The sequence below is a fragment of the Brevundimonas sp. EU05-FHT14B07 genome (assembly GCF_058790795.1).
Map to the genome: position 1 here is coordinate 487,612 of NZ_JBYTCZ010000002.1, position 25,403 is coordinate 513,014.

At 66.0% G+C, this 25,403-nt stretch carries 29 protein-coding genes; 10 read left to right on the plus strand and 19 right to left on the minus strand.

The window, feature by feature from the left end; genetic code table 11:
- Nucleotides 1-32: 32 nt before the first annotated feature.
- Complete coding sequence (locus AC3WRC_RS06490; protein WP_492303291.1) at nt 33-251, plus strand: hypothetical protein; 219 nt, start codon at nt 33-35, stop codon at nt 249-251.
- Between the two features lie 62 nt (nt 252-313).
- Nucleotides 314-811 carry a pyridoxamine 5'-phosphate oxidase family protein gene (locus AC3WRC_RS06495; protein ID WP_492303292.1) on the plus strand — a complete coding sequence of 166 codons (498 nt, stop codon included), beginning with the start codon at nt 314-316 and terminating at the stop codon, nt 809-811.
- Between the two features lie 58 nt (nt 812-869).
- Here AC3WRC_RS06495 and argF read toward each other — a convergent pair whose 3' ends face one another.
- The 5 genes from argF to AC3WRC_RS06520 all read right to left on the minus strand — a co-directional run bounded on the left by argF (nt 870) and on the right by AC3WRC_RS06520 (nt 5,461).
- Complete coding sequence (gene argF, locus AC3WRC_RS06500; RefSeq protein ID WP_492303293.1) at nt 870-1,784, minus strand: ornithine carbamoyltransferase; 915 nt, start codon at nt 1,782-1,784, stop codon at nt 870-872.
- Nucleotides 1,784-2,977, minus strand: a complete 1,194-nt coding sequence (locus tag AC3WRC_RS06505; protein WP_307512901.1) for an aspartate aminotransferase family protein — start codon at nt 2,975-2,977, stop codon at nt 1,784-1,786. The genes argF and AC3WRC_RS06505 overlap by 1 nt, the downstream gene beginning before the upstream one ends.
- Before the next feature lie 91 nt (nt 2,978-3,068).
- Entirely contained in the window at nt 3,069-3,593 is a 525-nt protein-coding gene (locus AC3WRC_RS06510; RefSeq protein ID WP_492303294.1) for a YcxB family protein, read from the minus strand.
- The gene (locus AC3WRC_RS06515) at nt 3,590-4,588 is read right to left on the minus strand and encodes a M28 family metallopeptidase (RefSeq protein WP_492303295.1); all 999 of its coding nucleotides are present in this window, start codon (nt 4,586-4,588) and stop codon (nt 3,590-3,592) included. The genes AC3WRC_RS06510 and AC3WRC_RS06515 overlap by 4 nt, the downstream gene beginning before the upstream one ends.
- A 42-nt stretch (nt 4,589-4,630) precedes the next feature.
- Nucleotides 4,631-5,461 carry an ABC transporter permease gene (locus AC3WRC_RS06520; protein WP_045810698.1) on the minus strand — a complete coding sequence of 277 codons (831 nt, stop codon included), beginning with the start codon at nt 5,459-5,461 and terminating at the stop codon, nt 4,631-4,633.
- A 230-nt stretch (nt 5,462-5,691) separates the two neighbouring features.
- Here AC3WRC_RS06520 and gcrA point away from each other — a divergent pair, with 230 nt between their 5' ends.
- Nucleotides 5,692-6,228, plus strand: a complete 537-nt coding sequence (gene gcrA, locus AC3WRC_RS06525) for a cell cycle sigma 70 cofactor GcrA (RefSeq protein ID WP_492303296.1) — start codon at nt 5,692-5,694, stop codon at nt 6,226-6,228.
- Nucleotides 6,229-6,443: 215 nt separating this feature from the next.
- Here the strand turns inward: gcrA and apaG are convergent, their stop codons facing one another.
- Entirely contained in the window at nt 6,444-6,851 is a 408-nt protein-coding gene (gene apaG, locus AC3WRC_RS06530; RefSeq protein WP_492303297.1) for a Co2+/Mg2+ efflux protein ApaG, read from the minus strand.
- 81 nt (nt 6,852-6,932) lie between these two features.
- Here apaG and AC3WRC_RS06535 point away from each other — a divergent pair, with 81 nt between their 5' ends.
- The gene (locus tag AC3WRC_RS06535; protein ID WP_184280077.1) at nt 6,933-7,958 is read left to right on the plus strand and encodes a 2'-deoxycytidine 5'-triphosphate deaminase; all 1,026 of its coding nucleotides are present in this window, start codon (nt 6,933-6,935) and stop codon (nt 7,956-7,958) included.
- 162 nt (nt 7,959-8,120) lie between these two features.
- Here the strand turns inward: AC3WRC_RS06535 and AC3WRC_RS06540 are convergent, their stop codons facing one another.
- A complete protein-coding gene (locus AC3WRC_RS06540) occupies nt 8,121-9,410 on the minus strand; it encodes an MFS transporter (RefSeq protein WP_492303473.1) in 1,290 nt (429 codons plus the stop codon).
- An 11-nt stretch (nt 9,411-9,421) separates the two neighbouring features.
- A complete protein-coding gene (locus tag AC3WRC_RS06545; protein ID WP_492303298.1) occupies nt 9,422-9,898 on the minus strand; it encodes a cupin domain-containing protein in 477 nt (158 codons plus the stop codon).
- Nucleotides 9,899-9,940: 42 nt separating this feature from the next.
- On the opposite strand from AC3WRC_RS06545, the gene dapE reads away from it, so the two are divergent.
- Nucleotides 9,941-11,137 carry a succinyl-diaminopimelate desuccinylase gene (gene dapE / locus AC3WRC_RS06550; protein ID WP_492303299.1) on the plus strand — a complete coding sequence of 399 codons (1,197 nt, stop codon included), beginning with the start codon at nt 9,941-9,943 and terminating at the stop codon, nt 11,135-11,137.
- Between the two features lie 38 nt (nt 11,138-11,175).
- Here dapE and AC3WRC_RS06555 read toward each other — a convergent pair whose 3' ends face one another.
- Both AC3WRC_RS06555 and AC3WRC_RS06560 read right to left on the minus strand, forming a co-directional pair.
- Nucleotides 11,176-12,033 (minus strand): CPBP family glutamic-type intramembrane protease, encoded by an 858-nt coding sequence (locus AC3WRC_RS06555; protein WP_492303300.1) that lies wholly within the window; start codon nt 12,031-12,033, stop codon nt 11,176-11,178.
- A gap of 29 nt (nt 12,034-12,062) precedes the next feature.
- Nucleotides 12,063-13,364 carry an amidohydrolase gene (locus tag AC3WRC_RS06560; RefSeq protein ID WP_492303301.1) on the minus strand — a complete coding sequence of 434 codons (1,302 nt, stop codon included), beginning with the start codon at nt 13,362-13,364 and terminating at the stop codon, nt 12,063-12,065.
- 90 nt (nt 13,365-13,454) lie between these two features.
- On the opposite strand from AC3WRC_RS06560, the gene AC3WRC_RS06565 reads away from it, so the two are divergent.
- Entirely contained in the window at nt 13,455-13,811 is a 357-nt protein-coding gene (locus AC3WRC_RS06565) for a hypothetical protein (protein WP_284876524.1), read from the plus strand.
- A 46-nt stretch (nt 13,812-13,857) separates the two neighbouring features.
- Nucleotides 13,858-14,298 carry an SRPBCC family protein gene (locus AC3WRC_RS06570; protein WP_492303302.1) on the plus strand — a complete coding sequence of 147 codons (441 nt, stop codon included), beginning with the start codon at nt 13,858-13,860 and terminating at the stop codon, nt 14,296-14,298.
- Here the strand turns inward: AC3WRC_RS06570 and AC3WRC_RS06575 are convergent.
- From AC3WRC_RS06575 to AC3WRC_RS06615, 9 genes are all read right to left on the minus strand, one after another.
- Nucleotides 14,295-15,272, minus strand: coding sequence for a type II secretion system F family protein (locus tag AC3WRC_RS06575; RefSeq protein WP_492303303.1), 978 nt, complete (start codon nt 15,270-15,272; stop codon nt 14,295-14,297). The two genes, AC3WRC_RS06570 and AC3WRC_RS06575, sit on opposite strands and share 4 nt — an antisense overlap.
- A gap of 10 nt (nt 15,273-15,282) precedes the next feature.
- Nucleotides 15,283-16,260: a type II secretion system F family protein gene (locus AC3WRC_RS06580; protein WP_492303304.1), complete on the minus strand. Its 978-nt coding sequence runs from the start codon at nt 16,258-16,260 to the stop codon at nt 15,283-15,285.
- Between the two features lie 4 nt (nt 16,261-16,264).
- Complete coding sequence (locus tag AC3WRC_RS06585; RefSeq protein ID WP_492303305.1) at nt 16,265-17,932, minus strand: TadA family conjugal transfer-associated ATPase; 1,668 nt, start codon at nt 17,930-17,932, stop codon at nt 16,265-16,267.
- Nucleotides 17,933-17,935: 3 nt separating this feature from the next.
- A complete protein-coding gene (locus tag AC3WRC_RS06590; protein WP_492303306.1) occupies nt 17,936-19,522 on the minus strand; it encodes a CpaE/TadZ family protein in 1,587 nt (528 codons plus the stop codon).
- Nucleotides 19,523-19,524: 2 nt separating this feature from the next.
- Nucleotides 19,525-20,202 carry a CpaD family pilus assembly protein gene (locus AC3WRC_RS06595; RefSeq protein ID WP_492303307.1) on the minus strand — a complete coding sequence of 226 codons (678 nt, stop codon included), beginning with the start codon at nt 20,200-20,202 and terminating at the stop codon, nt 19,525-19,527.
- 8 nt (nt 20,203-20,210) lie between these two features.
- The gene (locus AC3WRC_RS06600) at nt 20,211-21,797 is read right to left on the minus strand and encodes a type II and III secretion system protein family protein (protein WP_492303308.1); all 1,587 of its coding nucleotides are present in this window, start codon (nt 21,795-21,797) and stop codon (nt 20,211-20,213) included.
- A gap of 11 nt (nt 21,798-21,808) precedes the next feature.
- Nucleotides 21,809-22,726 carry a Flp pilus assembly protein CpaB gene (cpaB, locus tag AC3WRC_RS06605; protein ID WP_492303309.1) on the minus strand — a complete coding sequence of 306 codons (918 nt, stop codon included), beginning with the start codon at nt 22,724-22,726 and terminating at the stop codon, nt 21,809-21,811.
- A gap of 118 nt (nt 22,727-22,844) precedes the next feature.
- Nucleotides 22,845-23,363: an A24 family peptidase gene (locus tag AC3WRC_RS06610; RefSeq protein ID WP_039244111.1), complete on the minus strand. Its 519-nt coding sequence runs from the start codon at nt 23,361-23,363 to the stop codon at nt 22,845-22,847.
- A gap of 99 nt (nt 23,364-23,462) precedes the next feature.
- Complete coding sequence (locus AC3WRC_RS06615; RefSeq protein ID WP_039243979.1) at nt 23,463-23,639, minus strand: Flp family type IVb pilin; 177 nt, start codon at nt 23,637-23,639, stop codon at nt 23,463-23,465.
- Between the two features lie 237 nt (nt 23,640-23,876).
- Between AC3WRC_RS06615 and AC3WRC_RS06620 the strand changes: the two genes are divergently transcribed.
- Genes AC3WRC_RS06620 through AC3WRC_RS06630 form a run of 3 tightly spaced genes read left to right on the plus strand, consistent with a single transcriptional unit; the run spans nt 23,877 to nt 25,402 of the window.
- A complete protein-coding gene (locus AC3WRC_RS06620) occupies nt 23,877-24,302 on the plus strand; it encodes a pilus assembly protein N-terminal domain-containing protein (RefSeq protein ID WP_055754394.1) in 426 nt (141 codons plus the stop codon).
- A 9-nt stretch (nt 24,303-24,311) separates the two neighbouring features.
- Entirely contained in the window at nt 24,312-24,851 is a 540-nt protein-coding gene (locus AC3WRC_RS06625; protein WP_492303310.1) for a TadE/TadG family type IV pilus assembly protein, read from the plus strand.
- A complete protein-coding gene (locus AC3WRC_RS06630; protein ID WP_492303311.1) occupies nt 24,848-25,402 on the plus strand; it encodes a TadE/TadG family type IV pilus assembly protein in 555 nt (184 codons plus the stop codon). Before AC3WRC_RS06625 ends, AC3WRC_RS06630 begins: the two co-directional genes overlap by 4 nt.
- Nucleotide 25,403: the final 1 nt, after the last annotated feature.

Below are 25,403 nucleotides of genomic sequence, written 5' to 3' on the forward strand. Positions count from 1 at the left end.
CCAAGCGGCGCGGCTTTCGCCACCTGCGGCGCATGAGCTTGATCACCACCCTCGTCCTGCTGGGCGTCGCCCTCGCCGTCATGGTCTTTTGCGGATGGCGCGGCGCCCGGCCGCCGGATCCGTTCAAGGGACCGCGCCTGATGCCGTGGCGGTTCCTGATGGTCGGCGCGGCGGCGATCGCCATGCTGCTGCTGATCCACCTGGCTACGCTATTCGGCGCCGAGCGTGCGCCCTGGATACCTGGCGCTTAAGCTGCGGGAACCCGATTACGGCCGGTCGGTTGAACCTTGCGAACCACTCAAGGAGAGACCGCGTGTCCGACAAACTGACCCCCGCCGAGGCCGAGAAGGAATTCTGGAAGAGCCTGAAGGAGTCCAACACCGGCATGCTGGGCATCGATCGCCCCGGCTATCACCACCAGCCCATGACCGGTTTCGGCGAGGACGAGACGGGGACCATCTGGTTCTTCACCCGCGACGACACCGATTTCGCCCGTGACGTCGCCGGCGGTGGCCAGAACGGCATGTTCTGCTACCAGGCCAAGGACGGCAAGGTTCAAGCCTGCATCCACGGCCGCCTGGCCATCGATCAGGACCGCAGCCGCATCGAGAAATACTGGAACCCCGTCGTCGCCGCCTGGTATCCGGACGGCAAGGAAGACGCGCACCTGACTCTGGTCCGCTTCGACGCCGACGACGGCCGCGTCTGGGTGTCCGACAAGGGTGCGCTGGGCTTCGGATACGAAGTCCTCAAGGCCAACCTGACCAAAAGCGTCCCGAATGTCGGCGGCGTGTCGGACGTGAAGCTGTAGGCTTCGACGGTTCAGAAACCAGAAAGGGCGGACCCGACCGGGTCCGCCCTTTTTTCGTTCAGCCGCCGAAGCACCAGGCCAGAACGGCCTTCTGGGCGTGGATGCGGTTTTCGGCCTCGTCCCAGACCAGAGAGCGCGGCCCGTCGATGACGGCGTCGGTGACTTCCTCGCCACGGTGGGCGGGAAGGCAATGCAGGAAGACCGCTTCGGGATCGGCGAGATCCATAAGGGCTTCGTCGACGCCGTAATGTTCGAACGCCGCCAGGCGCGCCTCATAGTCCTGATCCCCCATGGAGACCCAAGTGTCGGTGACGACGACATCGGCGCCCTTGACCGCCTCGCGCGGATCGCTGGTCAGGGTTACGGCGTCGCCGCCCTTGGCCAGGTCGCGAAGGTCCGGGTGGTATTCCGCCGGGCAGGCGACATTCAGATGAAAGCCGAACTTGGGCGCCGCGTGCATGAAGCTGTGGCAGACGTTGTTGCCGTCGCCGATCCAGGCGATCGTCTTGCCGGCGATCGGCCCACGATGCTCCTCGATCGTCTGCAGGTCGGCCAGGATTTGGCACGGATGCGAACGGTCGGTCAGGCCGTTGACCACCGGCACGGTCGAGACGCGGGCGAACCGCTCGACATCCTCGTGATCGTTGGCGCGGATCATCACGGCATCGACCATGCGCGACAGCACGCGGGCGGTGTCCTCCACCGGCTCGCCGCGGCCCAACTGCATGTCTGCGGCCGTGGCGATGATCGACGAGCCGCCCAACTGGCGGATGGCCGCGTCGAAGCTGAACCGCGTGCGGGTCGAGTTCTTCTCGAAGATCATCGCCAGAACGCGGTCCTTGCCCGGCTCATCGGCGTCGGCGCGCCCCTGGGGCCAGCCCTTGCGGGCGGCCTTGCGGGCATGGGCGTCGTCCAGGATGGCGCGCAGGTCCGCTGCGTCCAGCCGGTGGATGTCGAGGAAGTGCCGGACCATCAGGCCGCCAGCTTTTCGCGAGCGACCTCGCAGGCCGCCTCGAAACGGGCCACGGCTTCGCGGGCCTCGTCCAGCGTCAGGTTCAGCGGCGGTAATAGGCGCACGCAGTTGTCCCCGCCGCCGGCGATCAGCAGCTGCTGCGTATCGCGCGCCAGGGCCATGAACTCGCGATTGTTCGGCACCATCTTGATGCCGATCAGCAGACCCTTGCCGCGCACGTCGGCGATCACATCGGGGAAGCGTTCCTGAAGGCCCGCGAACTGCTGTTTCAGATAGCCGGCAACCTCGTTGACGTTGTTCAGCGTCTCGGGGCTGTTGATCAGGCTCAGCGCCTTCTGGCCCACGGCCATGGCCAGGGGGTTGCCGCCGAAGGTCGAGCCGTGAACGCCGACCGTCATCCCCTTGGCCGCCTTGGCCGAGGCCAGGCAGGCGCCGATGGGAAAGCCCCCGCCCAGGGCCTTGGCCACCGCCATGATGTCCGGCGCCATGCCCGCCCATTCGTGGGCCCACAGCTTGCCGGTCCGGCCCATGCCGCACTGGACCTCGTCGAAGATGATCAGGACGCCGTGTTCGTCGCACAGTTCGCGCAGGCCCCGCAGGCACTGTTCGGGCATGGCGCGGCAGCCGCCCTCGCCCTGCACGGGCTCGACGATGATGGCGGCGGTCGTGGGGTTGGCGATGGCGGCCTTGATCGCCTCATGGTCGCCCCACTTCAGCTGGTGGAAGCCCTGCATCGGCGGGCCGAAGCCCTCAGTATAGCTGGGGTTGGCGGCGGCGTTGATCGCGCCATAGGTCCGACCGTGGAACGAGCCGTCGAAGCCGTAGATGTCGATCCGCTCAGGCGCGCCGTTGGCCGAGTGGTATTTGCGCGCCGTCTTCAGCGCGCATTCGACGGCTTCAGTGCCCGAGTTGGTGAAGAACACCACGTCGGCGAAGCTGGATTCGCACAGGGCGTCAGCCAGCGCTTCCTGACCCGGAATGCGGAAGATGTTGGAGACGTGCCACAGCTTCTCGGCCTGATCCTTGACCGCTTGGACCAGTTCGGGGTGGGCGTGGCCCAGGCCGTTGGTCGAGATGCCGGCGACGCAGTCGAGATATTCGGTCCCGTCGGTCGCCCACAGACGCGCGCCTCGGCCGCGTTCCACTTCCAGCGGCGCGCGATTGTAGACACCCATCAGATGTTCAGTGGACACGGGACCAAGACCTCCAAAAGCGAGACGGCCCCGGCGCGAGCGCGACGGAGCCGGATCAATACGGTCAGGCGTTGTCGGACGCGCGCGGGTCTTAGTCAACACCGGCGCCGAGGACGCCCCGCGCTCGCACATCGGCGATCAAGACGCGCAACGCCTGCCGTTGATCCGTCTCCATCACGCGCAGGGGCAAAATGAAGTTGGTGTTGGGCGAGGCCGCGAAGATCAGGCGATCCTTCTCCTCCACCACCGCGACCAGATTGCGCCAGCCGATGCGGGTGTCGAAATCCGCTCCCGACAGGGCCAGACCCCTGTCATCGATGCGCCAGTCGGTTGGCCTCTGCGCGATCGGCGACCGGCGCGCCGCCGCCATGACCCTGTAATGCGCCACGACCGATAGCCCGATAAAGCCATACAGTCCGACCAGCTGAAGACCGACGATCCAGCCGGTCCGCTCCAGGGGCAGGCCGAAGCAGACAGCGATGGTCGCCAGCATGGCGCCGCCCAGAAACAACACGGGCAGGTTCGCCCAGCGCCGAACGACGGGCCACGCCTTGACGGCCGCCCGACCTTCCTTCGGCGTCGGCTGGACGCCGCGAACCTCGATGACCGCCGTCACTCGCCGCCGGGCGTCGTCGCCGGAGCCGCCGGCGCCGTTTCGGCGGCGACGGCCGCGTCCTTGGCCTGGATTTCGACCAACTTCTTGTCCAGCGCCAGGCCCAGGTCGGCGATGAACAGGCCGAAACGGGCGACGTCGACGCCCTTCAGATACGACAGCTTATCTTCGGTCGAGTGGATGCGCTGGAAGACGGGCGGGACAAAGCCCTCCTTCAGGCCGTTGTCCTTGCCGCCGTTGAAGGCCAGCCACATCTGGTGGGCACCGACCGCATCTTGAGTACCCATCGACACCACCGGCACGCCCGCGGCCGAGAAGGCGCGGTCGTCGCTGGGCGGATAGGTCGGATAGGGCATGCAGTCGAAGCCGCGTTCGGCGCACAGGCCGCGAAGCGTCTCCAGCACGAAGGCCGACTGCGGGCCGTTGTTCTCGCCATACATGACCGTCTGGCCATAGGCGGCGACATCGGCGTTGATGACAGCGGCGATCCGGTCCTTGCCGTGTTTCTCAAGGAAGGCCTTGGCGCCCAGAAGGCCCAGCTCTTCCTGGTCGGTGAAGACGAAGACGAAGCGGTGGGCGACCGGCTGGCCTTCCAGCGCCATGTCCAGCGTCTTGGCCGCCTCCATCATCGCCATGACCGAGCCGACGTTGTCGACGATGCCCTGCGACAGCGTCCCGTCGCGCAGCTTCACCGCGTCATAGTGGGCGGTCAGCACAATGTCCTTGTCGCCCTGACCGACCGTCACGACGACATTGGCGCCTTCCATCGGACCGGTGGCTTGGTTGCCGCCCTCGAAGGTCTGGATTTCGGGCGTGAAGCCCAGCGTCGTCAGGAAACCGACCAGGACCTGGGTCCGCTCGGCGTTGGTGGGCTTGATGAACTGGGCGGCGCCGGCGGCGATGTCGGGGCGGTCGCCGGCCTGGGGCGTCGCTTCCTGAGCGAGGGCGGGTACAGCGGCGAACAGGGCCGTGGCGGCGACGAGCGAACGAAACAGCATGAAGCGGACCTCTCGGGGGAGCGATCCGCAACAGGTAGCGATCTAGCTCTTAAGACGCCAGCCCGAGCGGAACACCAGCCAGCAGACAACGCCCATGACGGCCATCAGCACGGCCGACCCTATGACGCCGACCGTCAGATTGCTCTCGGCATGGCCGATGAAGCCGTAACGGAAGCCGTCGATCAGATAGAAGAAGGGGTTGTAGCGGCTCAGCGCCCGGAACGGCTCGGGCAGGTTCTCGACCAGATAGAAGGTCCCCGACAGGAAGGTCATCGGCATGACAATGAAGTTCTGGACCGCCGACAGGTGGTCGAACTTCTCGCTCCACAGCCCCGCCAGCACCCCGGTCATGCCCATGATGAAGCAGGCGGCCAGGGCGAACCAGACGATGGCGAAGATGTTGGCGATGCCCAGCGGCGCGAACGGCAGCACGCAGATCGCCGTCACCAGACCGACCGCCAGACCGCGCGTCGCGGCGCCCAGCGTAAAGCCCAGCGTCAGCTCGAGCGGGCTGAGCGGCGGGGTCAGGAAGTCGGTCGCGGTACCCATGATCTTGGCCTGGATCAGGCTGGACGAGGCGTTGGCGAAGGCATTGTTCAACATGGCCATCATGATGAGGCCGGGCGCGACGAACAGCGCGAACGGTGTGCCGTGCAGCGGCGGCCGCGCGTTCTGAAGCGCCACCACGAACACCAGCATATAGAGCAGCGTCGTGACCACCGGCGCCGCCACCGTCTGGGCGCCCACCTTCCAGAAGCGCCGCACTTCGCGCAGATACAGGGTCTGCACCCCGATCCAGTTGATCCCCGGATAGCGACGCGGCTGCGGCAGGCCGGCAGGCCGGGTGGAGATCAGATCGGGCGTATCGGTCATGGCCCGCCAGATGCGCTCGACCGCCGCGCTTCGCAAGAGATCAGGCGAGATCGTCCCGAAAACGACGGCGCCACCTTAACCTTAACGATGATTCAATATCTGGTTTCTGTGGACAGGATGATTCGCACATCTTGCGTCTCTTAACGGCTGGTTTACGATTAGTTGTAGGTCAAGACCCCGGAGGGGGAGCCTGGACCTAGATATTGAATCCAAACTCGCTGGAGGGTGGCATGACCGCAGGCTGGACCGACGACCGCGTAGGCGCGCTAAAGAAGCTCTGGCTTGAGGGCCAGTCCGCGAGCCAGATCGCCAAACAACTGGGCGGCGGGGTCACCCGCAACGCCGTGATCGGCAAGGTGCACCGTCTGGGCCTGTCGGGCCGGGCCGCCCCGTCGCAACCGGCGCGCACCGTCGCCGCGACCTTCCGCACCGCGCGTCCGCGACCCGCGCCGGCCGCTCCGGCGCAGCAACCTTCGGCCCCGCGCCGTCTGGAAGCCGTCCAGCCCAAGCCGGTCGAACCCGCCGCGCCCGTCACCGCCCCGATCCCGGACCTGCCAGGCACAGCGACCGTGATGACCCTGGGCGCTCACATGTGCAAATGGCCGATCGGCGATCCATCGTCGCGCGAGTTCAGCTTCTGCGGCCGCCGCTCGTCAGAAGGCGTCTACTGCGTCGAACACGCCCGCGTCGCCTACCAGCCGCAAGTCCGTCGCGGCTCCAAGGAAAGCGGTTCCGACCTGGCCCGCAGCCTGCGTCGTTACATCTAAGGGCGCTACCGCGCTTCGCGCGACTTGAGCGCGGCGCTTCGCGCAGGGCGCACGACTGCGCTCAAGTCGCGAGCGACCGCGTCGCGAACGTAGCGCCAAAAAGATGCTCCTTATGGAGCCGACTTCCCCCTCGCCGGTTCGCGCAAGCGGCCGGCGAGACTTCAGGGGCGGGGCTGCGGTTCATCCGGGTTGACGCAGCCCCATCCGCCCTTCGATCAGTTCAGCACCCGCCGCGCATCCGGCGTATCCAGCGAAAAGGCCGGAATCTGCGCCTCGAAACTGCGCCCGTCCGCATCCGTCATATAATAGGCGCCCACCATCGAGCCGCTGTCGGTGCCCAGCGGACAGCCCGAGGCGTAGGCGTAGCTGCCGCCCGGTTCGATCACCGGCTGTTCGCCGACGACACCGGGGCCACGCACCTCTTCGACATGGCCGTGGCCGTCGGTGATGGTCCAGCGACGCGCCATCAGCTGCACCGTCGAACCCGTCAGGTTCACGATCTCGATCTGGTAGGCCCAGACCCAGCGGCCTTCCTCTGGATCGGACTGGCCCGCCAGATAGCTGGGGCGCACCCGGATCAGGATTCCGTTCGTCTCGGCGGTATAGGCAGGACCATCGTGCATGGGCTATATGCTCGCCCCGCCGCGCGCGGGCTGCAAGCGCGACTTGGAGACAAGTCGTGAAAACCGTGTGAGACAGACGCCATGAGTTCCTTCCAAGCGCCCCGTCCCGGCATCCTGCCCGCCCAGTCCATCGAGACGTTGATCGCCGCCGGCGCCGTCACGTCCGACACGCCCTTCGACCACGACCAGGTCCAGCCGGCCAGCCTGGACCTGCGGCTGTCGGATCAGGCCTGGCGCGTGCGCGCCTCCTTCCTACCCGGCCGACGCAAGGTCGAGGACCGCATCGCCGACGTGGCCATGCACGCCATCGAGATCACCGAGGCCGGCGTCGTGCTGGAAAAGGGCTGCGTCTATATCGTGCGCCTTCAGGAGCGGCTGAAACTGCCCCAGGGCCTGATCGCCCGCGCCAATCCGAAAAGCTCGACCGGCCGCGTCGATGTTTTCGTGCGTCTGCTGACCGATCAGGGCGCCAGCTTCGATGATGTGGCCGAGGGTTATGACGGCCCCCTCTATATGGAGGTCGCGCCCCAGACCTTCTCCATCCTGGTCCGTCCCGGCACGCGCCTGAACCAGCTGCGGCTCAAGGCCGGCGATCCGCCCAAGCTGGAGACCCGCTCGGTCGGCGTCGATCTGCAGGGCGGCGACATCGTCGGCTTCCGCGGGCGTCGCCATGCGGGCGTGGTCGATCTGGACCATATCGACGGCCACGACCCGCGCGACTTTTGGGAGCCGCTGACCCTGCGCCGTGGCGAACTGCTGCTGGACCCGGGCGAGTTCTACATCCTGGCCTCGTCCGACGACGTCGAAATCCCGGTCGATCAGGCCGCCGAAATGACGCCCATCGATCCGTCGGTCGGCGAGTTCCGCGTCCACTACGCCGGCTTCTTCGACCCCGGCTTCGGCACCGATGAGGCGCATGGCGCGGGATCGAAAGGCGTGTTGGAGGTCCGCACGCACGATACGCCGTTCCTGTTGGAACACGGCCAGATCGTCGCCCGCCTGGTCTATGAACCCCTGACCGAACGCCCCAGCCGCCTGTATGGCGAAAGCGGCAGCCACTACCAGAACCAGGGCCTGAAGCTGTCGAAGCATTTCAAGGCGTGGTGAGGCAGTCCTGACCGTCTCCTCCCCATCTGATGGGGAGGTGGCTCGTAGCGCAGCGGAGAGACGGAGGGGCTTTTTACCGCATCGCTAGAGTCTGCGGGACTTTAAGAGCCCCTCCACCGCTGCGCCGCCCCCTCCCCAATTTGTTGGGAGGAGACGCGATCGTCACGTCAGTTTGTCCGCCTTCCTCAGCCCCGGGAACATCGTCGCCCAGGCGCCGGTCGCGGCCAGCGCGCCGAACCCGCCGAACACCGCCGCGCCGACCGCACCCAGCAGCCGGACCATGACGCCGGAATAGGCCTCGCCTAGTTCGTTCGAGGCGCCGATGAACAGCATGGATACCGACGACACCCGCCCGCGCATGTGATCGGGCGTGGCCAGCTGGATCAGGGTCTGGCGCACATTGACGCTGATCATGTCCGCCGCACCGCCGATGAACAGGACCAGGCCCGACAGCCAGACGATGCGCGACAGGCCGAAGGTGATGGTGCAGATGCCGAACACCGCCACCGCCGCAAACATCCAGCGCCCGCCGTTCTGGCGGATCGGATAGCGGCTCAGATAGATGGCCATGACCATGGCCCCCACGCCGAACGAGGCCCGCAACAGGCCGAACCCTTGCGGTCCGACATGCAGGATGTCGCGTGCGAAGATGGGCGTCAGCAGCGCCACGCCCGCCAGCAGCACCACCACCAAGTCCAGTGAAATGGCGCCCAGCACGATCTTGGTCTTCCAGACATAGGCCAGCCCCTCCTTGACCGAATCCACCGGCGACAGCGGATTGGCCTGGGGCGCAGGTCTCCCGCTGGTGCGGATCAGGATGAAGGCCGCGACAGCCAGCAGGAACATGCCCAGCGACACCGCATAGGCCAGGGGCACGTTCACCCCCACGATCACCCCGCCCAGGGCCGGGCCGGCGATGGCCCCGGTCTGAAACGCGATGGACTGGGCCGCGATGGCGGGCGGCAGGGCCTTTCGCCCCACCACCATCGGCAGGAAGGCCTGGCTGGCCGGCGCCAGAAACGCTCGCGCCGCGCCGAACAGGGCCGCGACCGCCAACAGACCCCACAACGGCGGATTTCCATGCAGGGCCATGGCCAGAAACGACCCCGCACACGCCGCCTCGACCAGGATCGAGATCCACACCGTGCGCTTGCGGTCGCGCCGATCCGCCATCGCCCCGGCGGGCAGGGTGAAGGCCAAGAGCGGCAGGAACTGACACAGCCCCACCAGCCCCAGATACAGGCTGGCCTCCTCGATCGGGTGATCGCGCCGGGCGATCTCATAGACCTGCCACAACAGGGCCGACGACTGAATCTGGATCGCCAGCACCGCCACCACGCGGCCGAACCACAACAGGCGGAAGTCGCGAATGCCCCACGGGCTGGACGGGCCTTCTGGCCCCCCAGATGACGGAGACGGCGGAACGGGCGGGGCGGCGGGGCCGGCAGCTATGGATTCTGTGGTCACGTTCTTCTTGGGTATTTCGGATAGGGCGAGCCGTCGCGGTGGAAATAGCCGTCGACGCCGGCGTGCAGCACCATGTCGATGTCGGGATAGTCGGCGGGGGTGATCGTCGGGCTGCGTGTGCCGACTTCCAGCAGAACCGCCTCGCGGCCGGATCGGTTCTCCAGCCTATGGCCGTTCGGCACGCCAGCCTTGAACCCGGCGCAGTCGCCGGCGCGCAGAACCGTCTCGCCGTCGTCCTCGATCAGCACCACCTCGCCCTCGACCACCATGACGAACTCGTCCTCTTCGGCATGCCAGTGGCGCTGGCTGGACCAGGCGCCGTCGGGCAGGCGCAGCAGGTTGACGCCGAACTGGCTCAACCCCGCCGCATCGCCCAGCCGCCAGCGGCGACGCGGCTTGCACGGGCCGGCGTATTCCTCGGGATAGGTGGTGCCGTTCGTCGTCGGCGCGGTGTCGATGTCGATCTTGGGCATGGGCCTTCTCGCCTCCGCACGATTTCCGTAAAGCATAGCCGCATGAGCCGCGCATCAACTCCCGTTATCGATCCTGTCGAACTGACCCGCGACCTGATCCGCATTCCGTCCGTCACCCCCGCCGACGAAGGGGCGATGGATGTGCTGGAGCGGCATCTGACGGCGCTGGGCTTCACCTGCCGCCGCCTGGCCTTCGAGGGACCGGGCGGCGAGGGCGTCCATGCGCGGATCGAGAACCTGTATGCGCGGCGCGGGACCGCCTCGCCCAACCTCAGTTTCGCCGGCCATACGGATGTGGTCCCGACCGGCCCGTCGGATCAGTGGTCGTCGCAACCCTTCAACGCCGAGGTCAAGGACGGCGTCCTGTACGGTCGCGGCGCGGTGGACATGAAGGGCGGGATCGCCGCCTGGGTCGCCGCCGTGTCCCAGGTGCTGGCTGAGGGCGAGCCCGCCGGCTCGCTCTCCTTCCTGATCACCGGCGACGAGGAAGGCCCCGCCCTGCACGGCACCAAACGGGTGGTCGAGGCCCTGGCCGCCGAGGGCGAGGTCATCGACGCCTGCGTGGTCGGCGAACCCTCCTCGTCGCAACAGCTGGGCGACATGATCAAGGTCGGGCGGCGCGGCTCGTTGAACACCTGGATCACCGTCCAAGGCAAACAGGGCCACGTCGCCTATCCCGAGCGCGCCGCCAACCCGGCCCCGGTGATCGCGAAGCTGATGGCCCGCCTGAACGACCACGTTCTGGATGAAGGCTACGAGAACTTTCCCCCGTCGAACCTCGAAATCACCACCATCGACATCGGCAATCCGGCGACCAACATCATCCCGGCCCAGGCGACGGCGCGGCTAAACATCCGCTTCAACCCCAGCCACACCGGCGACGCCCTGATCGACTGGCTGAACTGCGAGGCCGGGGCCATGCAGGCCGAGACCGGACTTCAGATCACCCTGGAGCACCTGTGCTCGGGCGAGGCCTTCCTGACCGAGCCGGGCGCCTTCGTGGAGGCGGTTCAGGACGCGGTCGAGGCCGTGGCGGGCCGCCGCCCCGAAGCCTCCACCACCGGCGGCACCTCCGACGCCCGCTTCATCCGCGCCCTGTGCCCGGTGCTGGAACTGGGCCTGGTCGGCCAGACCATGCACCAGATCGACGAACGCGTGCCGACGGCGGAGCTGGAGACGCTGACGGCGGTCTATCGCCGGGTGATCGAGACGGTGTTCGAGCGAATGCAGAAAGCCTGACGGTGTGGCCGCCAGGCATTTACCGCCAGCGCCGACAATCAAAAGCCGCTAAGCATACTCGGACCTACATTCATTATGGCATGAGTTGCGATAATGAGGACGATTGAGCCAGTTCGCAGCCAGACGACCCCCAAGAACAATCCAAACAGCGTCTGCATCAGGAACTCCGGCAAATAGCTTTGGGCTGCATATGCCAGCATCGGCCAATCCGCGTGTACAACGGGATGCATAAGAGCAAGCGGCGCGTGAGTCAGTCCGAAAAACACGCTCGACAGAAAGACCGCGTTGAACCGAGAGCGCGTCAGACTTAGCAATGCCGTCAGCAGCAGAATTCGAAATACGACTTCTTCTGCGGCAGCGGCACCGACCAATCCCGCAAGCTGGATCAAAAGATCGTTGAGTGGCGGAATGCTGTATTCTTCCGGTGCATTGGCGAACTTCAAATAGCTTATGGCCACCGCAGTGCCGAATGATGCTGCGCCTACGGCGACGAGCCTGGCCTTGGACGCGGATTTCAGTCGCACCGGCCACTTCACAAGACCGAAAATCAGAAAAACTGCCGGAATCGTCGTCCACACAATAAGACCGACGACGCCCGCCGTTTCATCAAGGCGCCCCTGAAGGTCAAACAGCCAACCCACGCACAGATGGATGGTGAGCGCTGTTGCGATCAGGAGTGCGATCCGCCCGACCTGTTGAGAGCCTGAACCTGAGCCCCAATAGATATGTGAACCCGCCGTGGCGAAACGCAGCGCCAGAAATTTCAGTCCGAAGATGACGGTCAGGGTTAGTGCAAAGAACACATAGATGGTGCTGGCGAATTCCGGATCGACGACGCCCGGAGCTGATACCATCACCCAGTAGCTCAATATCGCCAGCGCGACAGCGAACGCCAAAGACAACCTACGCGCAATCATGAGAGCGCCTAGCTCCGCTCCAGGAACCGCAACGCCGTCAGCACATGCGTCTTCACGCCCAGCGGCAGCACCTTCTCGTTCGGCGAAAACTCCGGCGAGTGGTTGGGCGCGGAGGTCGCGGGATCGACGCCGTCGGGACTGGCCCCCAAGTGGTAGAAGACGCCGGGGATGACCTGCTGGAAATAGCTGAAGTCCTCGGCCACCGTGGTCGGGGGTGTGGCGGGGTTGACGTTGCCCTCGCCCGCCGCCTCGGTCAAAACCGGGGCCAGCCAGGCGGACAGGCCGGGGTCGTTGAACACCAGGGCCGCGTTCTGTTTGACGCCGAACTCGGCGGTGGCGCCGTAGGCCTCGGCGACGTGGTCGATGGCGGTCTCGGCGCGGGCGACCAGGGCGTCGCGCTGGGCCGTATCGAAGGTGCGCAGCGTGCCTGACAGCGTCGCGCTGTCGGGGATGATGTTGTAGCGGACGCCGGCGTTGATCGTCGCGATGGTGAAGACGGTCGGGGTCGTGGTCGGATCGACCGTGCGCGCCGTCAGCGTGTTGACCGTCTCGACCACCTGGCCCGCCACAGCGATCACATCGACCCCGCGCCATGGCCAGGCGCCGTGCGTCTGCTTGCCCTTCAGGCGGATATCCACGCGGTCCGAGGCGGCCATGAACCCTTCCGGCCGATAGAAGACGCTGCCCGGACGGCCCGGCACGACGTGCAGGCCAAAGATGGCCTCGGGCTTGGGATCGTTCAGCGCCCCTTCGGCGATCATCAGGGCCGCCCCGCCCTTGGGCTCTCCCGGAGGCGCGCCCTCCTCGGCCGGCTGGAAGACGAAGACCACCGTGCCGGCGATCCGGTCCTTCATCCCCGCCAGCACCTCGGCCGCGCCCATCAGCATGGCCATATGCATGTCGTGGCCGCAGGCGTGGGCCACCGGCACCGTATTGCCCATATAGGTCCCCGTCGCGGTCGAGGCGAAGGCCAGGCCGGTCGCCTCCTGCACCGGCAGGGCGTCCATATCGGCGCGCAGGGCCACCGTCCGGCCCGGCCGTGCGCCGCGCAGCACGCCGATCACTCCGGTCTTGCCGACCCCGGTACGGACCTCCAGCCCCAGCGATCGCAGATGGTCGGCGATCACGCCGGCCGAGCGAGTCTCGGCGAAGCCCAGTTCGGGATGCTGGTGGAAGTCGCGCCGCCACGCGACGACCTCTGGCATGACGCGCTGCACGGCGGCGTCCACGCTGGCCGTATCGACCTGCGCCTGAGCGGCGCCGGCGGCAAGCAGCAGCGCCATTGTGGAGGCGGCGAACAATCTGCGCATGTGAAGGTCCCGTGAAATTTTCAGCCCGACGACAGGTGACGGCACCGCACCCGCTTGTGCAAGCCGTCGCGAACGGCGATTTCTGTCCGCATGGGTGAGAAGGCCTTCAAGAGCGCAAAGACCGAATGGCGCGACGTCGTTCTGGTCTGCCGCAAATGTTCGAAAAAGCTGGACGGCGGCTTCGGCCCCGGCGGCGATCTGACGTTGAAGAAGGCGCTGCGAAAATATCTGCACCTGAAGAAGGGCAAACAGGGTCGCAAGGGCGAGCTGACGGTCGTCGGCGCCGACTGTTTCGACATCTGTCCAAAGGGCGCCGTCGTCGCCGTCAACACGGCCCAGCCCAAGAAGCTGCTGATCATTCCGGCCGGCGCCGATCTGTTCGAGGTCAAGACGCGGCTGGCGCTGGACGACGGACGGCGGTTGAAGCGGATCGAAGCGGCCGACTGAGGCTCGGCGCCTTTCTTCCGGCGGCCAGCCGTGTCAGAGCGAAACCATGGATGACACTCGCATCGAAAAACGCGTCGGCGTTCAGGCGACCTCGGACCGCATCTGGGATCTGGTCGCGGACCTGTCTGGCTGGGGCGCCTGGAACCCGATCGACAAGGACGTCGAGGGCGCCATCGCCTATGGCGGCCGCCTGACCATGACCGAGGCGTGGCCGGACATGGCAGAGCGCCAGTCGGCCGCCCAGGTGGTGGAATGGCAACCGCGCGCTCGGCTGGTCTGGGCCGAACGGCGCGGCTTCCTGTTCCAAAGCCTGCGCTATATCCAGATCGAGGAGTTGGCACCCGGCAACTGCATCGTCGCCATCGGCATCCGCTTTTCAGGCATTCGCGGCGAGCTGTTCCATGACAAGCACCGCCCGGCGATGAAGAAGGCGCTGGAAAGCGCCGCCGAGGGGCTGAAGGCCGTAGCGGAAGCTGGAGCAGCTTAGCCGCCCTTCATCATGTCCATGACGTTCAGGATCGCAGGTCCCAGAATGACGACGAACAGCACCGGCAGGAAGAACAGGATCATCGGCACGGTCAGCTTGGCCGGCAGGGCCGCCGCCTTCTTCTCCGCAGCGGACATGCGCAGTTCACGATTTTCCTTGGCCATAACGCGCAGAGCGGTCGCCAGCGGCGTGCCATAGGTTTCGGCCTGCGTCATGGCGGTGGCCACCGACTTCACGCCCGGGTGGTTGGTGCGCTTGCCCAAGTTTTCATAGGCCATGCGACGGTCCGGAAGATACGACAGCTCGGCCGAGAGCAGCGACAGCTCCTCGGCCAGATCGATCGACGAAGGCCCCATTTCCTGACTGACCTTGGCGATGGCCGCCTCGATGGACATGCCCGCCTCGACGCAGATCAGCAGCAGGTCCAGCGCGTCAGGAAACGCCTGCATGATCGAGGTGCGGCGCTTGTCGATCCGGTTCTTCAGATACAGGTTCGGCGCATAGAAGCCCGCAACCGCCGCCGCCATGGTCGCGGTCACCTTGTTCATCGTGGGCCAGTCCACGACCTTGAGGATGAACAGGTAGAAGGCCGCCACCATCATGAAGATGAAGGGCGAAGCGAAGCGGAAGAAGTAGAAGGTCGTCAACGGACGCGGCCCGCGATAGCCCGCCTGGGCCATCTGACCCGCGACCTTTGGATCTTCCAGCAGCTTGCTGAGGTTCAGCCGATCCACGATCCGCTTCTTGAAGCCGTCATCAGTGTGACGCAGCGCGCCCTGACCGCCGGCCATGTTCGCCCGCGACCGGCGTTTCAGGTCGTCACGGCGTTCGGCGACGGCCTTCATGCGCTTGTCCAGCGCAACCCCGCCCGTCATCGACGACATCAGGGTGATGACGGTGGCGAAGACCAGCACGCCCACGCCGATGCTGAGCAGGTTCTGCGGATCGGTGATGAAGCGGATGAAGCTTTCCATGACCCCGGCCTCAGAACTTGAACGAGATCATGCGCTTCATCACGAAGATGCCGGTCGACATCAGGACGGCCGCGATCAGCAAGAGGAAGTTGCCGCGGAAGTCGGTGAACAGCGGCATCATGTAGCCAGGCGTCGTGAACATGACCATCGTCATGACCGCAGGCGGCAGGGAGGCGATGATGCCCGCCGAGGCCAGGGCTTCGGACGACAACGCCTTGATCTTTTCGCCCATCATCCGACGGGCGCGCAGCACGGCAGACAGATTGCCCAGCGCCTCGGCCAGGTTGCCGCCGGTCTTCTGCTGGATGGCGATGACGATGGTGAAGAAGCGCAATTCCGAGGTCGGCATCCGGCCGTACATCTTCTCCAACGCCTGCTCCAGGGTCAGGCCGACGCCCAGGCCCTCGACCAATGTCTGGAATTCGGGCCCAAGCGGAGCCGGACTCTCGCGGGCGATGATCTTGAAACATTCGTGGACCGGCAGGCCCGACTTGATGCCGCGCACGATCACATCGACGGCGTTGGGAAACTCCAGCGAGAACTTCTTCATCCGCGACTTGCCGAGGAAGCCCACGACCCAACGCGGCAGGCCAAGACCGAAGATCAGCGCGATACCGACGACCACCAGGATCGGCAAACCGAAGATCAGCGCGCCCAGGCCGGTCAGCAGCCCGACCACCGCCGAGATGATGTAGAAAGTCGTCACGCTCAGGCTCAGCCCCGCCTGCTTCAGCCGCGACGCCAGGGTCGTGCGCGCCTTGCGCTCGCGGCGGTCGGCATCCTGAAGCTGAACCAGAATCTGCTTGCGACGCGCCTCGGGCGTATTGGCGGCGGCCGCCTTGCGGGCAAGCGCAGGGTTCTTCTTGCCCTCGCCCATGCTCTGGGCGCGCTTGACGGCCTGGGCCGACGAATCGTCTCCGCCGACGAAGACCCAGCCCAGTCCGCCGATGGTGATGAAAGCCAGAACGGCGGCGAGAATCGGAAGCATCGTCCTACTCCGCCGCGTCCAGGGCGTCGGCCAACTCGCGCTCCAGCCCGTAATATCGGGCGCGGTCCCAGAAGCGGGGACGGGCGATGCCGGTCGAGCGATGACGGCCGATGATCTTGCCGTTCTCGTCCTCGCCAGTGATGTCGTAGACGAACAGGTCCTGCGTCACGATCACATCGCCTTCCAGGCCAACGACCTCGGTGATGTGGGTGATGCGGCGCGAACCGTCGCGCAGGCGGGCGGCCTGGATGATGACGTCGACCGAGCCGACGATCATCTCGCGGATCGTCTTGGACGGCAGGCCGTAGCCGCCCATGGTGATCATGGACTCCATCCGGCTGATGGCCTCGCGCGGACTGTTGGCGTGCAACGTGCCCATCGAGCCGTCGTGGCCCGTGTTCATGGCCTGCAACAGGTCGAACGCCTCGGGTCCGCGCACCTCGCCGACGATGATCCGCTCGGGACGCATCCGCAGGCAGTTCTTGACCAGATCCCGCATCGTGATCGTGCCCTGGCCTTCCAGGTTCGGCGGGCGGGTTTCCAGACGCACGACGTGCGGCTGCTGCAGTTGCAGTTCGGCGGCGTCCTCGCAGGTGATGACCCGCTCGGTCGGGTCGATGAAGGCCGTCAGGGTGTTCAGCAGCGTCGTCTTGCCCGAGCCGGTGCCGCCCGAGATGACGAGATTGCATCGCGACGCGCCGATGACGCCAAGGACGCGCGCGCCCTCGGGACTGATGGAGGCGTACTCCACCAGATTCTTCATCGTCAGCTTGTCTTTCTTGAACTTCCGGATCGTCAGCGTCGGGCCGTCGATCGCAAGCGGCGGAGCGATGACGTTGACGCGCGAACCGTCAGGCAGACGGGCGTCGCAAATGGGGCTGCTTTCGTCCACGCGACGGCCGACCTGGCTCACGATCCGCTGGCAGATGTTCATCAGCTGCGTGTTGTCACGGAAACGGACATTGGTCAGCTGCACCTTGCCTGCGACCTCGATGAAGACGCGGCCAACGCCATTGACCATGATGTCGGCGATGTCGTCGCGGCTCAGCAGCGGCTCCAGCGGACCATAGCCCAGGACGTCATTGACGATGTCCTGAACCAGATGCTCCTGCTCGGCGACCGACATGGAGACGTTTTTGATCGCCACCAGTTCGGCTACGATGTCGCGGATCTCTTCCGACGCCGCCTTCTGGTCCAGATGCGCCAGCTGGGCCAGGTCAATGGTGTTCATCAACGCGTTGAAGATCGTCGTCTTCGTGGCGTGATAGTAGTCGCTCTGTTCCCGGACGATCTCGGCGACCGCCTGGGCCTTTTTCAGCTGCTCGAGACCCGCCGTGGCCTTCGGGCCCGTACCGGCGACATTGCCGGTGGGACGCGGAGCCTCAGGCGCCGGCTTGGGCTTGGGACGCGAGGCCAGAGCGTCCAGACGATCGGCCGGCGCGGGCTGGGTCGGCGCAGACGCCCGATCGAAGGCGTCGGCCGCCGGCTCCAAATCCTCGTCGGCATAGGCAAAGGCCGATGCGTTGGTCGTCGCCGCCATCGGCGCGGCGGCCGTCTGCATGCTGAACACGGACACAGGTTCGCCGCCGGGCGCGGATGCCGGCGCGGGGGCCGGGGCCGGCCGCAGGGGCGCAGGGGCGGCGCCAGGCTGACCTGTGCGTTTGCCGAACATGCGTCAGCGCTTCTTGAACATATTGGCGAAGAGGGATTTCGACGCCCCGTCCGCCGGCTTGGTCTTCTCCGCCTTGCCGGCTTTCGTCGGCTTGGCCTTGGGTCCCGCCACCATCGGCAGTTCTCGCCGCGACACGATCTGAGCCAGGGTCTGGAAAGCCTCGGCCGACTTGGTCTTCGCGCCGGCGTCCAGGATCATCTGGCCGTTGTTGGCGGCGGCGCCAAAGGTCTTGGCGTCGAACGGAATGATCAGGCTGGGATGCACGCCGAGCGCCGCGCCGAAGTCCTTGGCCGGAATTTCGGGGCGTCCCGGCACGCCGACCTGGTTCAGCACCAGGCGCGGCGGCGCGTCATTGGGGCGGCCCTGACGGATCAGGTCGATCATGTTCTTGGCGTTGCGCAGGGACGCCAGATCCGGCGTCGCAACGACCACCACCTCGTCGGCGCTGATCAGGGTGCGGCGCATCCACGGCGACCACAGGTGCGGAAGGTCCAACACGACGAAGGGCGCCGTGGCGCGGATCTGGTTGGTGACCTCCTCGAACGCCTCGGTCGAGATGTCCCAGTCTGTGTCCAGGCTGGCGGGCGCCGCAAACAGGCTCAGCTTGTCGGTGCAGCGGACCATCATCCGGTCCAGCAGCGTCGAATCCAGCCGGTCGGGCTGGCCCAACGCATCGGCAACGCCGTTCAGCGGATCCTGATTGAAGTCCAGCCCAGCGGTGCCGAACGGCAGGTCATAGTCGACGATGACGGTGTTGGCGCCGATCCTTTCCGAGATCGCATAGGCGGTGTTGTGCGCCACGGCCGAGGCCCCCGCCCCGCCCCGCGCGCCAACGAAGGCGATGGTGCGACCGACGAAGGGCTGGGCCGGATCGTTGAAAAGGCCGCCGATGGCCGCGATCAGTTGCAGCGGCTGCAACGGCGCGACCAGATATTCGCTGACCCCACGCCGCATCAGTTCGCGGAACAGGATGATGTCGTTCGTCGCCCCGATGACCACGACCTTAGTGCCGGCGTCGCAGACCTCGGCCAGCTGATCGACTTCCCACAGCAGGGTTTGGGGGTCTTTCAGGCACTCGACGATGATCAGCGGCGGCGTCGGCTCATGCTGGTAGGTCTCGACGGCCGCAGCGACGCCGCCGACGCGGATCTGCGTCGTGGCGCGCGACAGACGGCGATCCTGAGCGGCGCGCTCGGCTGAGGCGAGGGTGTCCTGGCGCTCGGCGAAGACATGGATGGCGATGCGCGGCACCGACACTTCACCGATGTTGCTGGCGGGGGCCAGACCGGTGAAGGCCAGACCCGTGTCCATCAGGCTGGCTTGCGCCTGGGCGACCACGTCACCGACCGGATTGAAGCCAGCGGCGTCGGGCGCATAGGCCGGGGCGGCCGGGACCGGCGCCAGAGGCGCGGCCTGAAGCGGCGATTGGGGCTGAGGCGCCGCACCGGCCGGCATCGCCGACGCCGCAGGCGTGAACTGAAGCGGGCTGCGCGGCGCGGCGACGACGTCAACCGGAGGCGCGAACTCCATATCGACATCGAACGCATCGTCGAAGCTGTCGAACTCGCGAGGGGCTGGGGCTGTGCTCATGATCAGTTCACCGCACGGGACACGGCGGTATCCCGGATCAGTTCTTCGCGCTCGGCCGATGTCGGCTTGCCGCCGCGATAGGCATCGAACACTACAGTTCGGCGCCCGGCGTCCGCCGGCGTCATGGTGCGTGGCCGCTGGATGTCGCGTGGATCCTCGATCTGGGCCGCCAGATTGGCCGTCACGGCGCATCCGAAGTTGGATGACGACCGATTGTCGCCGGTCCGGCTCAGATTGCCCCAGGCGGTTCCGCACTGCGGCACGGCGGCGCGGATCGTCTGATAGCCGACGACCACGGGCGCGCGCGGATCCGGCGCGGCGTAGCTGACCACGGTGATGCGCTCTGGCGAGACACCGTAGGCGGCCAAGGCCGATTGGATGTCATAGGCGGTCTTCAGGGCCACCGGGTCGTTTCCGGCCGGGGCCTCGATGACCATCGGCACGGCGTCGACGTAGCGATAGCGCCCGACCAGCTCTTGCAGCGCACCGTTCTGCGCCGGCGACAGGCCGCTGTCGTGAACCGCCAGAGCGATCCGGTCGAGATTGGGCTCGACCTGGAGCTGATAACGCGATGTCGGCGTCAGCGGCGGCTCGCCGCCCAAGCTGGCGGGGCCGCCGACACAGGCGCCCAGCGCCAGGGCCGTGGTCGTCAGAAGTGTGACAATCAGGGTGCGAGTCATGGATGTGCTCACTCGATGACATAGCCGACCGAACCGGCCGGGGGCGCATTCGGCAACCCATAGACCTGGTTCAACTGGCCAAAGAGGATAGTCTGACTGTCGCTGGCGATGCGCATGCCGTCCGCCGGCGTTTGCATCCGATCGGGCGACGTCGGGCTGACGATATAGGGTTCGACGATGACGACCAGTTCGGTTTCGCCCATCAGATAGTCGCGTGACCGGAACAGCGATCCCAGCACCGGCAGGTTGGTCACCCCCGGCAGAGAGTCCACCGTCTGGCGCGTGGTTTCCTGAAGCAGGCCCGCGATCATCATCGAACCGCCCGACGGCAGTTCCACGGTGTTCTCGCTGCGCCGGACCGTCAGACCCGGAAGAGTGATGGACGAGGGCGTGCCTGCGCCGATTGTGAAACCACCCTGCGCCGTCAGTTCGGAAACCTCGACCTTCACCTGCAAGGAGATGCGACCGCCGGACATCACCACTGGTCGGAAGGCCAGACCCACGCCATAGGGCTTGTAGGTCACGGTGATGTTGCCATCCCGGTCACGTCCTGTCGGAAGCGGAAACTCGCCGCCGGCCAGGAAGTTCGCCGCCTCGCCATTCACAGACGTCAGGTTGGGTTCGGCCAGCGTCCGAGCCAGTCCCACGCGTTCGAAGGCCTCCAGGCAGCCGCTCGCATTCGTGCCAGTCATCGTTTGGAAGGCGGTCGATACGATACCCGAGATCGTATTGCTCAACGCGCTGCCAGATGTTCTCGTCGTTGTGGTCCGGTCGAAGTTGAAATCATCGCCGTTATAAGTTTGCGTCGTATCGACGACGTTGTTTCCGCTATTGACCGTCTGGCTTGTTGAGTTGGAGTTGGAGGTGTTGGTCGTTCGCCCACCCGTCTGACCGTAGCACAGACCCGTGCCGCCGGCCGCCGATCCGTTGACGCCATAGGTATTGGGTCGGCTGAAGCCATACGAATGGATGCCCGCGCCCTTCAAAATGTCAGAGCTGAAGCCAAGCTGTTTAAGCGCGGTGCGCTGCACCTCGACCACGCGCACGCGCAGCGTCACCTGGTCGGAACCGGCGACGCTGATCATGTTGATCACCTTCTCCGGCGCAGACACGAAGGCGGCGGCGACGCGCGCGGCCTGAGCCGCCTGAGCGGGACTATCCGCGACGCCCGTCAGGATGACGCTGTCGTTGACGGCTTCCGCGTGGATTTGCCCACCCGGAGCGATGCGGCTCAACGTGTCCTGAAGCGCGCTGGTGCCGGCGTCTACCCGAACCCGCAGGCTGAGGATGGTGCGGCCGGCTGCATCCAGAAACACGGCGTCGGTCTCACCTGGTGCGATGCCGATGACGGTGATGCGGCGCGGCGAGTGCAGCATGGCCTCGGCCACCTGCGGATTGGAGACGATCACGTCGCGGGCGTCGGCCGGCAGGTCCACCGCGAACGAGGTGCCGCGCGGCAGGTTGATCAGGCGCTGTGATGCGCCCGTCGCGACGGCGGCGCGGGTCTGGGCGACGCCTGCAGGCGCGGCGGCCAAGGTGGCCAGAAGGGCGCAGGCTGCGGCGGCGGCGGCCTTGCGCATCGTGGGTCGGCGCATCGGTTGAGTCCTCATGGCACGGCCACCACTTCGGGCGCGCCGCCGCGATAGATGCGCACGGCCTGGGGTTGGGAAACGGCCGCGACAGGGCGGCGCGTCGCGCCGGATGGTCCGGCGGTGTCGGCATACGATCGCAGCGACAACGACAGCTCGCCCTCGGACTTGGCCTGGGCCAGCAGAACCGAGTCCTGCGGTCGGACTTCCAGGGTCGCGGTGGCGCCCACGACGGCCTGGGCGTCGTCGCCGACGCGGGTCGCCTGGTCGATGGCCAGGACCTTGATGTTCTGTAGCACGACGCCCGAGGCGAACTTGGACTTGGTCGCGCCCTCGACGGCGCCGTCGCGATTGGTTTCGGCGGTCAGCACCACATCGACGCGGTCGCCCGGCAGGATGAACCCGCCGGCGGCGGATTCCACCGTCACGGCGATGGCCATGGCCCGCATGCCGGGCTCCAGATAGGCGGCCAGATAGCCGCTGTCGCCGGCGCGCACGATCTTGCGCGACAAAATCGGCTCTCCGGCCAGAATGGGTTCTCGGACCACCGAGCCGATGTAGTCGGACTTGGCGCCGGTCGTCGCCAGCTCCGTCGCCGCCTTGGCGACGCGGCTCACGGCGTCCGTCGCCTTCTCTGCCGCGCTTTCCGCAGCGGGCTTGGTGGGCACCGGCGTGGAGCCGTCAGTGATGAAGACGGGATTGACCTCGTCGACGGGCCAATCTTTCCATTCAAGGTCAGCCTCCACCAGACGCTTGCCGGGTTCGAGGTCCTTGGCGGCGACCAGCACCTTGGCCATCGGGCGGACTTCGACGGGAGCGGCAGCGGCGGGTGTCGCGGGTTCGTTCGACGACGACCCCATGGCCCGGACCACCAGGGCCAGGCCGATGGCCGAGACGGCGGCGATACAGATGACGACGATGCGGGCGGGCTTCATCCAGGATGTCTCCAGCAGGCGCTGTGTTTCGGATTCATCCCCCGACGCCTACCGTTAACGATCATGGGCCTTGCGGGTTAACGCTTCCTAAGCGCCGCGAACGCCGGTCAACGGGGTGTCAGCGACCCGAGGCGAAGGTCAGCAGCAGCCCGCTCTCGGGCAGGGCCAGCAGGGCGCCGATGGCGATGGCGACGCCGTAAGGAATGTCGCCCTTGGGCTGCATCAGATTGATGACCCAGCCTTGCGACACCGAAGGGGCGACCATCGGAAAATACTGACGCGCGGTCATCAGCAGCAGGCAGAAGGCCCCGCCCGCGATGCCGGTGTAGATCAAAAAGGGCGCGACGCCGCTCATCCCCATCCACAGACAACTGGCGGCCAGCAGCTTGGCGTCGCCGCCACCGATCCAGCCGGCGGCGAACATGCCCATGCCGACCAGCAAGGCCGCGAACCCGATGCCGACATGGATAGCGACATCCATCGGCGCGGCGCCGATCAGAAAGGCGATGGGGAAGAAGGCGCCGATCAGGGCCAGCGAGATCCAGTTCGGGATCTTCATGGTGATCAGGTCGTGCAGACCGCCGACGATGACCAGGGCCGGAAAGACGCCGAGCAGGGTGAGCAGCAGAATATCCATGACGCCCATTTTCGTCGGCAGGACTTAAGGTTGGGTTTCCACCATGCAAAAAGGGCCGGGACTTGCGTCCCGGCCCTTCCCGTAAAGCTCTGACGAGCCTTACTTGCTGGCGGCGTCGAGCGAGGTCGAAACCTTCGTGAAGGTCTGGCTGAGCTTGCCGCTCATCGTGGTCAGAACGGTGATCAGGGCGACGGCGACCAGGGCGGCGATCAGGCCGTATTCGATGGCGGTGGCGCCCGATTCGTCTTTGGCGAAGCGCGAGATGAACTTGGTCATGGTTAGTTCCTTTTTCAAATGGTCTAGCGAGCAACTTGGCGGGGGGAGCCGGTAGCCCGCTTGACCCCCAAACGCAGGATCAAAATGCACGAGGCCCGTTAAATCTGAGTCACGAGGTTTGGTTACGCGCAGATTTACCAAAGAAAATTCTCATACCGGCGCTTCAGCCTTTGTTGAGGATCACGGCTGCATCATGCGCGCGTTCGCGTTTGCACGCGCCACTATCAAGAGCCGCCGATGTCCCGCATCCCGTCCTTCCTGATCGCCGCCGCCCTCTTCGCTGTCCCCCTGGCCGCCCCCCTGGCCGCCAACGCCCAGGACGGTGCGCTGAACGTCGAGATCGATCGCTCGGCGCGCGTTCAGCTTCGCGGCGCCGCGGCCTCCATCATCGTCGGCAACCCCCAGATCGCCGATGTCTCTCTGGTGGACGCCAACACCATGTTCATCGTCGGCAAGGGCTATGGCGTCACCGAAGTGGTCGCCGTCGACGGCGTGGGTCGCACCCTATTCAAACGCGAAATCGTGGTGACCGGCGGCTCGACCGGCTCGGTTCGGGTCTGGCGGGGCGCCCAGGCGACCGAGATGGCCTGCGGCGCCTCCTGCACGCCCAGCGTCCGATCCTCATCCTCGTCGGCGGCCGCCGCAGCGCCCACCGCGCCCTGATTTCGGCCGATGCCCCCCCTGAGATCATCGCCGTCGCCAACGGCGCGCTCGAAGCGCAAGCGTGAAGGCGCGGCCGCCGTGGAATTCGCCATGGTGGCCATCCCGTTCTTCCTGATGATCTTCTCCATCCTGGAGCTGGGCGTCGTCTTCGTGCTGGACTCGGTGCTGGAGACGGCGACGATGGAAAGCGGCCGCTTGATCCGCACGGGTCAGGCCAAGGACCAGAACTTCGACAAGGAGAAGTTCAAGACCCAGGTCTGCGACAAGATGGTGGTCTTCAAGTCCGACTGCGCGAACCGAATGACGGTGGACGTGCGCGTCATACCGAAGTTTTCATCTCCGAACGTGCCGGACCCCATCACCAACAACGCCATGGACCCCTCCAAGACTACCTATGACGGCGGTCAGGCAGGGTCGTTGATCCTCGTTCGCGTCTGGTACACCCACCCTCTGGTCACGCCCTTGCTGAGCCAGGCCGTTTCGCGTGTCGGTCCAGGCAAGGTGTTGATGACCGCGACGACTGCCTTCCGCAACGAGCCGTGGCAATGATGCGCGGGCTGGATCGCTTCTGCGCGCATCTTCGGGCGCTCCGGCACGATGTCCGCGGTGTTGCCGCGGTCGAGTTCGCCTTCCTCGCGCCGATCCTGATCCTGTTCTACTTCGGCATGGTGGAGTTCTGTCAGGGCTATATGGCCCTGAAGCGCACGGGCCACGTCTCGTCCATGGTCGCCGACCTGGTGTCCCAAAGCGACAGCGTGACCAAGACCGATTTGACGGACGTCTTCGCCATCGGCGACCTGATCATGGCGCCCTTCGCCGCCACGCCTCTGACCCAGCGCGTCAGCAGCGTCACGCGCGTCAACGCCACGACCTACAAGGTGGATTGGAGCGTTGGTAAGGGCGTCGCCTCAAAGCTGACCGTTGCAGAGGCCAAGATTCCTTCGGACATGCTGGAAGAAGGCGAGTCTGTCATCGTCGCTGAGGCCTTCTACGACTACAGTTCCCCCTTCGATCAGGTCGCGCCCTATGTGACCAAGTTCAGCCGCATGTCCTATCTGCGCCCCCGGACCGTCGATACAATCACCTGCAGCGGTTGCTGAC

Coding starts and splice junctions, on each gene's coding strand:
- AC3WRC_RS06565 (WP_284876524.1), top strand. CDS start 13,455: ATGGGTGAGAAGGCCTTCAAGAGCGCAAAGACCGAATGGCGCGACGTC.
- AC3WRC_RS06610 (WP_039244111.1), bottom strand. CDS start 23,363: ATGGATATTCTGCTGCTCACCCTGCTCGGCGTCTTTCCGGCCCTGGTC.
- cpaB (WP_492303309.1), bottom strand. CDS start 22,726: ATGAAGCCCGCCCGCATCGTCGTCATCTGTATCGCCGCCGTCTCGGCC.
- argF (WP_492303293.1), bottom strand. CDS start 1,784: ATGGTCCGGCACTTCCTCGACATCCACCGGCTGGACGCAGCGGACCTG.
- AC3WRC_RS06590 (WP_492303306.1), bottom strand. CDS start 19,522: ATGAGCACAGCCCCAGCCCCTCGCGAGTTCGACAGCTTCGACGATGCG.
- AC3WRC_RS06630 (WP_492303311.1), top strand. CDS start 24,848: ATGATGCGCGGGCTGGATCGCTTCTGCGCGCATCTTCGGGCGCTCCGG.
- AC3WRC_RS06515 (WP_492303295.1), bottom strand. CDS start 4,588: ATGCTGTTTCGTTCGCTCGTCGCCGCCACGGCCCTGTTCGCCGCTGTA.
- dapE (WP_492303299.1), top strand. CDS start 9,941: ATGAGCCGCGCATCAACTCCCGTTATCGATCCTGTCGAACTGACCCGC.
- AC3WRC_RS06535 (WP_184280077.1), top strand. CDS start 6,933: ATGAGTTCCTTCCAAGCGCCCCGTCCCGGCATCCTGCCCGCCCAGTCC.
- AC3WRC_RS06490 (WP_492303291.1), top strand. CDS start 33: ATGAGCTTGATCACCACCCTCGTCCTGCTGGGCGTCGCCCTCGCCGTC.
- AC3WRC_RS06570 (WP_492303302.1), top strand. CDS start 13,858: ATGGATGACACTCGCATCGAAAAACGCGTCGGCGTTCAGGCGACCTCG.
- AC3WRC_RS06600 (WP_492303308.1), bottom strand. CDS start 21,797: ATGCGCCGACCCACGATGCGCAAGGCCGCCGCCGCCGCAGCCTGCGCC.
- apaG (WP_492303297.1), bottom strand. CDS start 6,851: ATGCACGATGGTCCTGCCTATACCGCCGAGACGAACGGAATCCTGATC.
- AC3WRC_RS06580 (WP_492303304.1), bottom strand. CDS start 16,260: ATGCTTCCGATTCTCGCCGCCGTTCTGGCTTTCATCACCATCGGCGGA.
- AC3WRC_RS06520 (WP_045810698.1), bottom strand. CDS start 5,461: ATGACCGATACGCCCGATCTGATCTCCACCCGGCCTGCCGGCCTGCCG.
- AC3WRC_RS06560 (WP_492303301.1), bottom strand. CDS start 13,364: ATGCGCAGATTGTTCGCCGCCTCCACAATGGCGCTGCTGCTTGCCGCC.
- AC3WRC_RS06545 (WP_492303298.1), bottom strand. CDS start 9,898: ATGCCCAAGATCGACATCGACACCGCGCCGACGACGAACGGCACCACC.
- AC3WRC_RS06625 (WP_492303310.1), top strand. CDS start 24,312: ATGCCCCCCCTGAGATCATCGCCGTCGCCAACGGCGCGCTCGAAGCGC.
- AC3WRC_RS06615 (WP_039243979.1), bottom strand. CDS start 23,639: ATGACCAAGTTCATCTCGCGCTTCGCCAAAGACGAATCGGGCGCCACC.
- AC3WRC_RS06620 (WP_055754394.1), top strand. CDS start 23,877: ATGTCCCGCATCCCGTCCTTCCTGATCGCCGCCGCCCTCTTCGCTGTC.
- AC3WRC_RS06585 (WP_492303305.1), bottom strand. CDS start 17,932: ATGTTCGGCAAACGCACAGGTCAGCCTGGCGCCGCCCCTGCGCCCCTG.
- gcrA (WP_492303296.1), top strand. CDS start 5,692: ATGACCGCAGGCTGGACCGACGACCGCGTAGGCGCGCTAAAGAAGCTC.
- AC3WRC_RS06595 (WP_492303307.1), bottom strand. CDS start 20,202: ATGACTCGCACCCTGATTGTCACACTTCTGACGACCACGGCCCTGGCG.
- AC3WRC_RS06575 (WP_492303303.1), bottom strand. CDS start 15,272: ATGGAAAGCTTCATCCGCTTCATCACCGATCCGCAGAACCTGCTCAGC.